9 protein-coding genes and 1 pseudogene are annotated in these 12,256 nt (G+C 67.4%); 5 read left to right on the forward strand and 5 right to left on the reverse strand.

The window, feature by feature from the left end; all coding sequences use genetic code 11:
- Nucleotides 1-806 (forward strand): class I SAM-dependent methyltransferase (locus BIS11_RS02990; RefSeq protein WP_253585721.1); only part of this gene is annotated, 806 nt, incomplete at its 5' end.
- Nucleotides 758-1,675 (forward strand): annotated as a pseudogene (locus BIS11_RS02995) (lysylphosphatidylglycerol synthase transmembrane domain-containing protein); the annotation flags it as partial. The gene BIS11_RS02990 and the pseudogene BIS11_RS02995, both read left to right, overlap by 49 nt.
- Before the next feature lie 12 nt (nucleotides 1,676-1,687).
- Here the strand turns inward: BIS11_RS02995 and BIS11_RS03000 are convergent.
- Entirely contained in the window at nucleotides 1,688-2,626 is a 939-nt protein-coding gene (locus tag BIS11_RS03000; RefSeq protein WP_367399067.1) for a RibD family protein, read from the reverse strand.
- A gap of 64 nt (nucleotides 2,627-2,690) precedes the next feature.
- Here BIS11_RS03000 and ribA point away from each other — a divergent pair, with 64 nt between their 5' ends.
- On the forward strand, nucleotides 2,691-3,797 hold the full coding sequence (gene ribA / locus BIS11_RS03005) for a GTP cyclohydrolase II RibA (protein ID WP_253422005.1): 1,107 nt from the start codon (nucleotides 2,691-2,693) through the stop codon (nucleotides 3,795-3,797).
- Nucleotides 3,798-3,835: 38 nt separating this feature from the next.
- Here the strand turns inward: ribA and BIS11_RS03010 are convergent, their stop codons facing one another.
- From BIS11_RS03010 to BIS11_RS03020, 3 genes are all read right to left on the reverse strand, one after another.
- Nucleotides 3,836-4,615: a creatininase family protein gene (locus BIS11_RS03010; RefSeq protein ID WP_253422007.1), complete on the reverse strand. Its 780-nt coding sequence runs from the start codon at nucleotides 4,613-4,615 to the stop codon at nucleotides 3,836-3,838.
- Between the two features lie 103 nt (nucleotides 4,616-4,718).
- The gene (gene mdoH / locus BIS11_RS03015; protein ID WP_253422008.1) at nucleotides 4,719-6,689 is read right to left on the reverse strand and encodes a glucans biosynthesis glucosyltransferase MdoH; all 1,971 of its coding nucleotides are present in this window, start codon (nucleotides 6,687-6,689) and stop codon (nucleotides 4,719-4,721) included.
- Nucleotides 6,682-8,205 (reverse strand): glucan biosynthesis protein, encoded by a 1,524-nt coding sequence (locus tag BIS11_RS03020; RefSeq protein WP_253422010.1) that lies wholly within the window; start codon nucleotides 8,203-8,205, stop codon nucleotides 6,682-6,684. Before BIS11_RS03020 ends, mdoH begins: the two co-directional genes overlap by 8 nt.
- Before the next feature lie 252 nt (nucleotides 8,206-8,457).
- Between BIS11_RS03020 and BIS11_RS03025 the strand changes: the two genes are divergently transcribed.
- The gene (locus BIS11_RS03025; protein ID WP_253422012.1) at nucleotides 8,458-10,038 is read left to right on the forward strand and encodes an alkaline phosphatase; all 1,581 of its coding nucleotides are present in this window, start codon (nucleotides 8,458-8,460) and stop codon (nucleotides 10,036-10,038) included.
- A gap of 47 nt (nucleotides 10,039-10,085) precedes the next feature.
- Complete coding sequence (locus BIS11_RS03030) at nucleotides 10,086-11,495, forward strand: mannose-1-phosphate guanylyltransferase/mannose-6-phosphate isomerase (RefSeq protein ID WP_253422014.1); 1,410 nt, start codon at nucleotides 10,086-10,088, stop codon at nucleotides 11,493-11,495.
- A 64-nt stretch (nucleotides 11,496-11,559) separates the two neighbouring features.
- Here BIS11_RS03030 and BIS11_RS03035 read toward each other — a convergent pair.
- Nucleotides 11,560-12,256, reverse strand: a 697-nt coding sequence (locus BIS11_RS03035; protein WP_253585722.1) for a lysophospholipid acyltransferase family protein, incomplete at its 5' end; no start/stop codon positions are given.

A 12,256-nucleotide genomic window follows, 5' to 3' on the forward strand; every position in this document is an offset into this window, starting at 1 on the left:
CGCTTTCACGCAGCGGCGAGCTTGCCGATCGGGCCGCGCGCTGGCTCGCCGACGAGCCTGAAGCTGCCAGCATCGTCGACCTGGGGTGCGGGCGCGGCAGCAACCTGCAGTTTCTTGCCCCGCGTATTCGAGGCGCGCAGCGCTGGCAGCTTCTCGATCACGACGAATCCCTGCTGGACGAGGCGCGCGAACGCGCCCATCGCCTCGCCCAGAAAGCCACGCTCTCCCTCACGGTCGACACGCACTGCACATCGCTTGCCGACCTTGGCCATCCGGCGCTCGCCGAGGCTCGGCTGGTGAGCGCCTCGGCGCTTCTCGACCTGGCCTCTCGCGAGTGGTTGGAGGCGCTGGCCGAGCGCTGCGCGGCGAACCGCCAGGCGCTCCTGGTCGCGCTCAGCGTGACGGGGCAGTGGTGCTTTCTGGATCGCGCGGGCCAGCCGCTGGACGACGAGGACGATCGCTGGGCGCTGGCGCTGTTCAACGCCCATCAGCAGCGCGACAAGGGCTTGGGGGGCGCCTTGGGCGGCGCGGCGCACCCGGCACTGATGGAGGCCCTTGCCGGGCAGGGTTATCGGGTCGAAGAGGCGGCCACTCCCTGGCACCTGAGCGCCGACGAGCCAAGCCTTCGCCCGATGATGCACGCCCTGGTGGAAGGGTGGGCCGAGGCGCTCACCGAACAGGCGCCGGAAGAGGCCAAGCGCATCGCGGCGTGGCGCGATGCCCGCTGGGCGTCGTTGGCGGCCGGCGAGCTGGGGGTATGGGTAGGGCATCAGGATCTTCTCGCGTTACCGGCGCAGAAGGGCTGATCGTGAACGTGCTGGCGTGGTTGAAAACCCCTTGGGTACAGCGCGGAGTGATCAGCGTGGCGCTGCTGGGTGCCGTCGCCCTGTGGGTCGACCCTGGCGAGGTGATGCAGGAAGTGCGCCGGCTATCGCCTGGGTGGGTAGTGCTGGCGCTGGGCATCAGTGTGCTGCAAGTCATGCTGAGTGCCTGGCGCTGGCGATTCACCGCGGGGCTTCTGGGCGTGCCCTTGCGCTTTCGCTACGCGCTGCGTGAGTACTACCTGGCCCTGCTGATCAATCAGCTATTACCCGGTGGCGTGATGGGCGATGCCGGGCGTGCGCACCGCCACGCCCGCCAGGCAGGCTCACGCGGCAGCGCCTGGCGCGCGGTGGTGCTGGAGCGTGCCTCGGGTCAGGCTGCCGTGGCGCTTCTGGTCGTCGTCGTGTTGGCGCTGTCACCGCTCTGGCACCAAGCGCTGGGCGCGACCGGACTGCTGGTCGCCACCGCGGTGCTGATTGGGGTGGCCGCGACCGTGGCGCTGCTCGTGGCCTGGCTTGGACGAGCGGGACGGTCACGGCTGCCGCGCTGGTGCCTCGCCTTCGGGCGCGACCTGCGCCGTGGCCTGCTCAGACACCGTGTCTGGTACTGGCAGTTATGTTCATCTCTTGCCATTGTTATGAGTTATGGGCTGGTCATGGTGTGTGCGGCGCGCGCCATTGGGGTCGAGCTTGCGACCGTGGACATCCTGGCACTCACTCCGCCGCTGCTGCTGGCCATGCTGGTGCCTCTTTCCATCGCCGGCTGGGGGCTGCGCGAAGGCGCGGCGGCGAGTATATGGCTGTTCGTCGGCCTGCCGTCCGCCCAGGGAGTCGCCATTTCGCTTGCCTATGGAGTGCTGGTGATGCTATCGAGCCTGCCGGGGATCTGGGTCGCCTTCGGTCGTCGGCACCGGGCCACGCCCATCGGTGGCGGTGAAACCCAGGTCGACGTCGAAAAGCGTGTCGTTTCCGCAGGCGAAGGTACGCATCCGGGGACGCAGCGCGCTCTCCAGCGTCGTGATCGGAGTCATCTGAAGGCCCGGGCGGCCCGAGCCGATCAGAAGCGGCGCCACCAGAAGGTGCAGATAGTCGAGCGCTCCCGCCTCCACGAACTGGGAGACGGTGATGCCACCCCCTTCGACCAGTATGCGCCGGTAACCGCAGCGGTGCAGCAGCGCGATCACCACCGCCGGGTCGAACTGGCCGGCGTCGTTCAGCGCCAGTTCGTGACGGATGGCGTGGCTTTTTGGCAGCGAGAGGCCGGGGCCGGTGAGGTGCAGCGTGGGCGGCGTCGCGCTCTTGAACAGACCAAGATGGCCACCCACCCGCCCACGCGGGTCGAGCACGACCCGCGCCGGGTGAGCGCCACTCACGTGGCGCACCGTGAGCTGCGGGTCATCGGCGCAGGCGGTGCCGGCGCCCACCACGACGGCGTCCGCCAGCGCCCGCAGACGATGCAGATGGGCCAGCGCCTCGAAACCGTTGATGTAGTGGGAGTGACCGCTTTCGGTGGCGATGCGGCCATCGAGGCTCTGGCCGAGCTGGGCCAGCGTCCAGGTATCGCGCCTGGCCAGCGGCAGCAAGCAATCCAGCAGCGCGGCGGCGGCGTCGCTCATCGGCGCCTCGCTCGTCCAGCTACCTTCGCCGCGGGTGTCGATGGGCACCTCGCTTGCTGCGCCGTCGCGAACGGCCAGCAGAAAGCGCCAGGCGGCATCCACCTCGATCCTCTCGCCCTCGGGCGCGAAACTCGTAACACCAACGGAGTCGGGCATGACGTCCTCTCGATAAGACCATCGCTCCATCATGCTAGGGCCGAGTGGCCAACGCAAGCGCACACCGCCCGATACGCCAGGCAATCAGGAGGCCTACATGTACCACATTGAACGTGCCATTTTCGATATTCGCCGCGGCCTACCCGTCGTGCTCGACACCGGCGAAGAGCGCCTGCTGGTTCAGGCGCTGGAGGGCAGCGACTCCGTCGAGGCCCTGTCACGGCTTTCCGGTTCGCGCCCGACGATGGTCCTGACCCGCCACCGTCTGGCGGCGCTGGGCATGTCGCTCAAGGCCGAGGCGGCGAGCCTGCCGCTGTCCGAACAGATGAGCGCAAGCGACCTGCACCGCCTGGCGCTGTCGCAAGGCGAAGGCAAGACGCCGGGCGCGCTGCTCAGCGGCCTGAAACCGGCGGGCGTGGGCGAGCGCGGCGCGGTCACCCTGATGCGCCGGGCGCTGCTGGTGCCCGCCGCGCTCTGCGCGGTGGTCAGTGACGAGCAGGCGAGCGCCATCGACGAGCGCCTGGCCAGCGGCGAGCTGCTCGAAGTGGATGCACGCGAGGCCGAGAAGTGCCTGGCGGGAGCGCCGGGTATGCTCAACCGGGTGAGCGAGGCGCGCATTCCGCTGGAAGACGCCGCCGAGAGCCGTTTCGTGCTGTTTCGCGAGCCGGACGGGCTGCGTGAGCACGTGGCGGTGGTGATCGGTGATCTTTCACGTATCGAGGGGCCGGTGCCGCTGCGCCTGCACTCGGCCTGCCTGACCGGCGATCTGTTCGGCAGCCTGCGCTGCGACTGCGGGGAGCAGCTTCGCAACGCCGTGAGTGACATCCAGGCCATGGGAGGCGGGGTACTTCTGTACCTGGCCCAGGAGGGGCGCGGCATCGGCCTTGCCAACAAGCTGCGCGCCTATACGCTGCAGGATGCCGGTCTGGATACGGTGGATGCCGATCAGGTGCTGGGCTTCGGTGACGACGAGCGCCAGTACGCCGTGGCCGTGGACATGCTGCGCGCGCTTGCCATCGACAAGGTGCAGCTTCTGACCAACAACCCGCTGAAAATGAAGGCGCTCGAAGAGGGAGGGGTCGAAGTGGTGTCACGTCAGGCGCTCTATGGCAGCGTGACCGACCAGAATCACCGCTACCTGAGCGCCAAGGCGAGTCGTGCCGGACATCTGCTCGACGAAGTGCTCGCCGGTCGCACTCGCTAGGCGAACCGGTCCCCGCAAGTGACGCTTGCGGGGGCGTCTCAGCGGCCGTGCAGCGGCGGCAGTGCGGCGGTCTCGGCGATGACCCGGGCGAGCCCGGCCCCGTAGTGCTCCACCAGCCGCCGGCCGAGGTCGGCATCGGCGCCGGTGGCGTCTCCCGCTACGCCGTGAAGGCTTAAATCCTCACCCATCCAGGCGTAGGCCGCCGCGCCTTCGGGGCCCAGCAGGTGCTCCGGCGTCTCGGGGCGGGCTGGTGCTGCGCGAACGTAACCTTCCATGTGTACCTGTGACGGCGCCAAGTGCAGCATCATGGCCGTCTCCAGAAGCCCCCCGTGCAGCCCGAAGCGAAGCTCGTCGGCCTCGATCGCCCCAGCCAGGGGGGGCAGGCGCGTGTAGGTCGCCTTGACCACGCGCAGCTCGAAGCGCTTGCGCAGCGTCAAGGCCGCCAGATCCATCACCGCCTTGTTGCCGCCGTGGGCGTTGAGCAGCACCAGTTTCCTGATGCCGGCGCGTGCCACGCTTTCGCCGTAAGCCTCGAGGGTGGCGATGGCGAGTGCCGGTGGCAGGCTCAAGGTGCCGGCAAAGTGAGAGTGCTCGTCGCTGGCGCCGACCGCCAGCGACGGCAGGCAGAGCACCTCCAGGTCGGGATCGATCATCTCGAGCATCGCTTGCTGCAGCCCTTCACCGATGATCAGGTCGGTCCCCAGGGGCAGGTGGCTACCGTGCTGTTCGATAGCGCCCAGGGTCAGGATCGCGACCGGGTCGCGGGCAGCCAGTGCCTGAAGTCGTGGCGCGGTCAGCGCCTGCCAGTGATGAATCATGCCTCTCCTGGAGTGAAACCGGTTCCGGCAGCGAAGGCGAGAAGGGAATGATCGGCTCCGCCCTGGTCGAGCCAACCGGTGATCGCGCCTTCAGGTTGCCTCATCAGTGGGGTTCCTTGGCCGAGTCGATGCTCGGGCGACGATCGAACTGGCGAAACGACTGGCAGGGCATGTCGCCGAGCAGCTCCAGGGGCAGTGGCGTGGCGCTACCTTCGAGCGGTGCTCGAACCGCACCCGGCTCGTCACTGCGCGCGCCGAGCGCGGCGAAGTCCCGCAGCAGCGCAGGCTTGAAAGCGATGCTCGGCGTCTTCAGGAGGCCCAGGCGGTAGGCGAGCACGCCTCCCCAGGTACCGCTGCTGGAGTACTTGACGATGGGGGCGGCGGCGACCAGGCCAAACCACGCCGGCGAAAGCCAGGCGAAGGCGGAAGGAGAGAGCAGGTACAGCGCCCCGGCCCAGGCGACACCGCAAATGGTCATCCAGCCGGTATGCCACCAGGTCTCGTTCCAGGTCAGCGAGCGCTCGCCGCGATGCTGGGTCTGCCACTCGATGGAGCGCCCCAGCAGCACGTTGACGATGAACAGCGTATGCCAAGCCATCATCAAGGGGGCGATCAGGGCCGCGAACACCAGTTCCAGCACCACGCTCACGGTCAGCTTGAAGCGACCGCCGAAGGCGCGAGGGCACTGCCCGAGGGTCAGCAGCAGGCCAAGGAGCTTGGGGGCGACCAGCATGAACAGCGTGACCGACAAAAGCCCGGTGGAAAGCGGCTGGGGTAGCGGCGCGCCGGTGGCGCTGCCCATGGCCTGTACGCCGATCAAGAGGCTCGTGCATACCAGAAGCCCGAGCCATACCACCGATGACAAATACGCGAAGGCGCCGAACAAGAAGTGCAGCCGGCTGATGGGATGAAAGCCCGCGCCGCTCAGCAGGCGCAGATGCTGCAGGTTGCCCTGCAGCCAGCGCCGGTCGCGCTTGGCGAAATCCAGGAGATTGCTCGGCATGGCCTCGAAGCTGTTGTGCGAGGCGCCGGTGAGCGGGGATTCATGGGAGACCGCCGTGGTGGCCGAGGTGTCCAGCAGTACCTTCCAGCCGCCGCGCTTCAAGAGCGCCGCTTCGACGAAATCGTGACTCAGTACCTCGCCGCCCAGCGGAGCCTTGCCGGGTAGGGCGGGCAGCCCTGCGTGGGCCATGAAGGCGCGCACGCGAATGATGGCGTTGTGCCCCCAGTAGTTGGCCGCATCGCCTTGCCAGAAGCTCTGCCCCGCGGCCAGCATGGGACTGTAGAGGGCGGAGGCGAGCTGGGTGAAGCGCCCGAACAGGGTGCGCTGGCCCACGGGAATCGGCACTGTCTGGATCAACCCGACATCGGGCTCGCGCTGCATGCGGTGAACCATGTGCAGAAGGGTCGCGCCGCTCATCAGGCTGTCGGCGTCGAGCACGACCATGTAGTCGTAGCGCCGGCCCCAGCGTCGGCAGAATTCGGCGATGTTGCCCGCCTTGCGCCCCTGGTTCTCCTCGCGGCGGCGATAGTAGACATTGATCTGGCCCGCCAGGCGCTGCTGCAGCGCCGCCACGTGGGCAGCCTCTTCGTCGGCCTGGGCGGCTTCCTGGGTGTCGCTGAGAATGAAGACATCGAAGTGATGGTGAATGTTGATGGCGCCGGCCATGCTGTGGGCGTCGGCCTGCTTGAGCAGCGAACGGCAGGTCGCCTCGAGCCCCGCGATGGTAGGAACCGGCGGCTCGGCGTAGATGGGCATGACGAGCGCCGTCTTGCTGACTAGCTGGTAGGCGTTGGGCGAGGCAGGACGCTGGCGGCGCAGGGTCAGCGGGTCCAGGCGCAGCGCGCACAGCACGAAGCCGCACACTGCGCCCCAGAAGGCCATGGCGATCCAGCCGAAGGTGAGCACGAACAGCGCGAGCGTGGCCATCTGCCAGCCCAGGGCTAGATCGGCCACCACGCGCAGCATGGCGAAGAAGCCGGCTACGCTCGAGGCCAAAACCACCAGGGCAAATAGCGTGCGTCGTGCAGCGAGACCGGGAATACGCACCTCGGTATTGATCTTCTCAGGCATCGGGGTACCACACATAGTTCCAGGTTTCGCTGATCGGCTGGTCGTCGAGCTCCAGCCGCAGGCGGATGTCGGTCATCTTGTCGGCGGGAACGCGAAAACTGGCGCGCCACTGTCGATCCGGCAGGGCCAGTACGTGGGGTTCGCGCACGTCGCCGCTGCTGGTCTCGAGGTAGAGCTGCACGTCCGCTTCACTTGACAGCGCATCGAGCTCCCCACCGGAGAAGTCGACGATGAACTGGCGCTCGTGCTGCCCGGGAGCCTCGGCATTGCCAGCGATGCCGGCCTGCCCCTGGCGGGTGCGAATCACCCGGGCCAGGTCGTGCTCCTGCGGGGTGCCGTTCAGGGTATAGGTGCTGTAGTGAAAGCGTTGCGACTCACCGGCGTTCAAGCGCGTGTCGCTGACCCAGTAGGCGACGATGTTGTCGTGGGTCTCGTCGGGCGTGGCGATCTCGACCAGTTCGACGTGGCCCGCCCCCCACTCCTCCTGCGGTTCGACCCACTGGCTCGGGCGACGGTGGTACTGCGCTTCCATGTCCAGGTAGTGACTGAAGTCGCGCTCGCGCTGCATCAGGCCGAAGCCGGCCGGATCCTCGTCGCTGAACAGCGAAAGATGCAACTGCTCGGGGTTGTCGAGGGGGCGCCAGATCCATTCGCCGGCGCCGGTGTGCATCAAGAGGCCGTCGGAGTCGTGCACCTGGGGCCGGAAATCCTCCGGCGGACTGGGCGTGGCCTCGCCAAAGGTGAACATGCTGGTCAAGGGAGCAATGCCAAGCTTGTCGATGTCCTCGCGGGCGAACAGCGCGACCTCGACGTCCATCCGAGTCTGCTCGCCCGGGGTCAGCGTGAACCGGTAGGCCCCGCTGAGCGACGGGCCGTCGAGCAGCGCCAGGAAGGTGATGGCCGTGGCGTCTTCGTCTGGCTTGAAGAACCAGAACTCGCGAAACTCGGGAAACTCCTCTTCTTCTGCGAGGGCGGTATGGATGGCAACGCCGCGCGTGGAGAGGCCGTAGACCTGGCCCTGGCCGACCAGTCGAAAGTAGTTCGACCCCAGAAACACCGCGACCTCGTCGTGGTACTCGTCGCTGTTGAGCGGGTAGTGCAGGCGAAAGCCGGCGTGGCCGCTGCCGCTCAGGTCATGATCGAGCAGCTCCCGGGCAGCGCCTTCGTAGGTGTAGTCGTCGGTGTCGAAACGGATCGGCTCGACTTCGCCGCCGTCGATGACGTTGAGCTTGATGGGGTGGGGAAACAAAAAACCGCTGTGGAAGAGCTGCAGCGAAAACGGGCTTTCGTCTCGCCAGTAGGCGCGTTCGGGATCGAAGCGAATCTGGCGGTAGGTGTCGTAACTCAGGTTCTGGAGCGGCTCGGGAAGCGTTGCCTCGGGTGCCTCGAAAGGCGCCTCGGCGAGCGCTTCGGCACGAGCGATGACGTCCTCGAACGTGATGTCACTGGCCTGCGCGAACGGCGCGCCAAAGATGCCCAGCGATACGATCCATTGAATGGTAGTGCGACCCCTCATGGGTGAGTTCCTTTCGATTCACGGTCAGCGTCAGTCGACCTGACGGCGTTATAATTCAGGGTATGGCTATTTCAAGGCCGACGATTCTGACTATAGTTAACCCGCCTAGCGCGGGTTCGAGCACTCCTTGCCACGCTGCAAAACTACTATAGTGGCTCTGCCGCGTCTAATGTTGTGCTGCTTTGCACTGCATCGATCACCCGACACTGCCACTTTGTTCTCAGAAGGTTTCTTCATGCTCCCAGGGTATTCATGTTCCGCCTTCTGATCGCCGCCTTGTCTCTCAACGTGTTGCTCGTCGCTCCACTCTGGTGGCGCAACGGCGACCTCGGTGTACCGATGATCGCCCTGGAAGCCTGGGTGCTCGCGCCGCTGTTGCTGCTCGTCCCCGGCGGGCGGCTGCGCCGTTTGCTGGTCGGGCTGGTGATGCTTCTGGCGGGACTCGTCAGCGCTGCCAACCTGGGCGATGCCGCCACGCATACCGCGTTCGGTCGCTCGCTCAACCTGTATCTCGATCTACCGCTGCTGCGCTCGGTCCATGATCTGCTAGTATGTAATGTAGGCCAGTTGGCGGGAGTTTTCATAATGGCCCTGGCGGGGCTTTCGATGTTCGCCGCGCTGGTATTCGTCGCCACTTTGCTGTGCCCACGGCGCGCCTGCTCGCCGCGCCGCTTGCCGGGACAGTTCGCCGTGGTGCTGGCGATCGGCGCCCTCACGCTTGCCGTGCTCGAGTACAGCGGCCACCGGGTGCTGGCGAAATCGGCGCTGCCCATGGTCGATACCCTGCGTTTTCAGGTCGAGCAGGTGATGGCCACGCACCGGGCGCGACAGAGCTTCGAGAAGCAACTGGCGCAGTCGCCGCTCGAGGCGAGGGCGCTCTCGGGTCTCGAGGGGCGCAACGTCCTGATCACCTTCATCGAGTCCTATGGCGTCTCGGCGATCGACGACCCGCGCTACCGCGATCTTTTGCGCGATACGCTGGCCGAGATGGACGAGCGCCTGGCGGCGCGCGGCATCGGCGTCGTCTCCGGGCTGCTCGAGGCGCCGATGCGCGGCGGACAGTCCTGGCTCGCCCATGCCACCGTCCTGAGCGGGCGCTGGATCGACAACCAGCTCTGGTATCGTCTGATGCTCGACAGCAACCGCGCCACCCTGGTGGACGACTTTCGCGTCACCGGCCAGCGCTCGCTTGCGGTAATGCCGGCGATCACCCTGGCCTGGCCCGAAGGCATCGCCTATGGTTTTGACGAGATACGCGCGGCGCGCGACATTCCCTACGCCGGCCCGCGGCTCAACTGGGTGACCATGCCCGACCAGTTCACCCTCGACTACGTGCTCAGGCAACACCTCGATGGCCCGCCACTGTTCGCCCAGATCACGCTGATCTCGAGCCACGCCCCCTGGACGCCGATCCTGCCGGTGCTGGAGAACTGGTCGATGATCGGCAACGGTGCGATCTACGCGCCCTGGGAGAACGCCAGCGACCCGCCGGAGGTGCTCTGGCAGGACCTGGAGCGCATTCGTGATCACTACGGCTGGTCGGTGGACTACTCGGTCAAGGTGACCGGGCGCTTCGCCGAGCGGGCGGTGGGCGACGACACCTTGCTGATCGTGCTGGGCGATCACCAGGCGGCGCCGCTGATCACCGGCGAAGGCGCCAGCGCCGCGGTGCCGGTGCACGTCATGAGCCGCGACCCGGCGCTGCTCGATGCCTTTCGTGCCCGAGGGTTCGTGGACGGCACTCTGCCCAGGCTCGACAGGCTCGACGACGTGCCCAGGATGAGCGAGCTGCGCCACTGGCTGCGCGAGGATTTCGGTGCGATGAACGACTGACCAGGGGAACGACTGATCAGGGGAACGACTGACCAAGGGAGAGGCCGATGTTACCAGTGATACTCAGCGGGGGAAGTGGAACGCGGCTCTGGCCGCTCTCGCGCGAACAGAGCCCCAAGCAGTTCTTGCGACTGACCTCGTCGCTCAGTCTGCTGCAGCGAACCCTCGTGCGGCTGGACGGACTCGAGAGCGAGACGCCACTGTTGATGGGCCATCACGCCCACCGCTTCCTGATGGCCGAGCAGCTACGCGAGATCGATCGCCCCGGCACCCTGGTGCTCGAGCCCGAGGGCCGCAACACGGCACCGGCGATCGCCTGCGCGGCGCTGCTGGCAGGCCGCGACGAGGCCGACCCCTTGCTGCTGGTACTGCCCGCCGACCACGAGATCGAGGACGAGGCGGCCTTCGCCGAAAGCGTCGCGCGCGCGCAGGCGCTGGCCGAGCAGGGCTACCTGGTCACCTTCGGCGTGGTGCCGACGCGAGCGGAGACCGGCTACGGCTACATCCGCTGCGGCGAAGCCCTCGAGGGTGGCTACCGGCTGGCGAGCTTCATCGAGAAGCCGGACGCCGAGCGGGCGGCGGCGCTCGTGGCCCAGGGCGACACGCTCTGGAACAGCGGCATGTTCCTGCTGCGCGCCTCGCACTACCTCGAGGAGCTCGAGCGGCTACGCCCGGACATCCTGGCGGCCTGCCGGGCGGCGATAGAGGGCGCCCATCGCGATCTGGACTTCCTGCGCCTGGGCGAGGCGGCGTTCGCCGAGTGCCCGAGCGAGTCGATCGACTACGCGGTGATGGAGCAGTGTCGCCACGCCGCGGTCGTGCCCCTGGACGCGGGCTGGAGCGATATCGGCAGTTTCGATGCGCTCTGGGCGGCCAGGGCACCGGACGCGGCTGGCAACGTGGTCGACGGCGACGCCGTGCTCAGCGACACCCGCGACTCGCTGGTCATCGCCCGCCACCGGCTGGTCGCGACCCACGGAGTGGAGGACCTGGTGGTGGTGGAAACGCCGGACAGCGTGCTGGTGACCCGACGCGAACACGCCCAGCAGGTCAAGGGGCTGGTCGCGCAGCTTGCCCTGGCCGGGCGGGAGGAGGCGCACAGCGCCGCCCAGGTGCACCGGCCCTGGGGCAGCTTCCAGTCGATGGACAGCGGCGAGCGCTACCAGGTCAAGCACATCACCGTGACGCCCGGCGGGCGGCTGTCGCTGCAGCGCCACCACCACCGGGCGGAGCACTGGGTGGTGGTCAGCGGCACCGCCCGCGTCACCATCGAGGAGCGCACCTTTCTGGTCAGCGAGAACCAGTCCACCTACATTCCCATCGGCGCGCAGCATCGGCTCGAGAATCCCGGCAAGATACCGCTGGAGCTGATCGAGGTGCAGTCGGGAAGCTATCTGGGCGAGGACGACATCGAGCGCCTGGACGACGTCTACGCCCGTTCCAGCGACGAGAACTAGCGGGCGCGGCGTGCGATGTCGAAAGGCGAGGCAGGGTAGACGAAACAGAGGCAGCGAGACAGCGTCAGTAGAGCCGGTAATCGCTGGCGTTGGCCACGCCCTCGGCTTCCTCGACCACCTTGCGATAGCGCTTGTACTCCCACTGGTACTGCGCCGGATCGAGGGCGATCGACGCCTCGACGCTCGCGTTGACGCCGGTGGCGGAGGTCGCGTCGTCCTCGCTGTAGACCCGCTCGTCGGCGTCGAGGAAATGAATCACGAACCCCTTGCCCGGCACGCGCAGCGCCATGCCGGTCACCACCCGCGCCTGGGTGCGGGCGACCAGCTTGGGCAGAAGCGTGGCGGTGTAGGCCGGGCGCTCGAAGAACGGCGCGAACACGCCGCTGCCCCAGTCCGGCTCCTGGTCCGGCAGGATGCCGATCGCCTCAGAGCGCTTGAGGGCTTTGAGAAGCGCCGCCACGCCGCGCGAGTTGGTCGGCACGAGGCTCGCCCCCATGCGCTCGCGGCCGTGGCGGATGATGGGTTCGAGATCGGCGATCTTGGGCGGCTCGTACATGGCGGTGAAGGGAAAGTGGCTCGACAGCCAGAAGTTGAGCACCTCCCAATTGCCGAAGTGCGGTGCCAGCACGATCACGCCGCGCCCCTGGGCGCGGGCATCGTCGAGCTTGTCGCGCCCGTGGACCGCCAGGATGTGCGCCTCGACCCTGGCCGGCGAGGCGATCCAGGCGTGGCCGAGCTCGAGCATGGTGGCCGCCGAGTGG

The organism is Halomonas sp. 707D4 (assembly GCF_024158685.1).
Lineage (GTDB): Bacteria > Pseudomonadota > Gammaproteobacteria > Pseudomonadales > Halomonadaceae > Vreelandella.

What these genes read in the sequence shown, in the direction of transcription:
- BIS11_RS03020 (WP_253422010.1), bottom strand. Translation starts at nt 8,205, where the DNA reads ATGAGGGGTCGCACTACCATTCAATGGATCGTATCGCTGGGCATCTTT.
- BIS11_RS03010 (WP_253422007.1), bottom strand. Translation starts at nt 4,615, where the DNA reads ATGATTCATCACTGGCAGGCGCTGACCGCGCCACGACTTCAGGCACTG.
- mdoH (WP_253422008.1), bottom strand. Translation starts at nt 6,689, where the DNA reads ATGCCTGAGAAGATCAATACCGAGGTGCGTATTCCCGGTCTCGCTGCA.
- BIS11_RS03025 (WP_253422012.1), top strand. Translation starts at nt 8,458, where the DNA reads ATGTTCCGCCTTCTGATCGCCGCCTTGTCTCTCAACGTGTTGCTCGTC.
- BIS11_RS03030 (WP_253422014.1), top strand. Translation starts at nt 10,086, where the DNA reads ATGTTACCAGTGATACTCAGCGGGGGAAGTGGAACGCGGCTCTGGCCG.
- ribA (WP_253422005.1), top strand. Translation starts at nt 2,691, where the DNA reads ATGTACCACATTGAACGTGCCATTTTCGATATTCGCCGCGGCCTACCC.
- BIS11_RS03000 (WP_367399067.1), bottom strand. Translation starts at nt 2,626, where the DNA reads ATGATGGAGCGATGGTCTTATCGAGAGGACGTCATGCCCGACTCCGTT.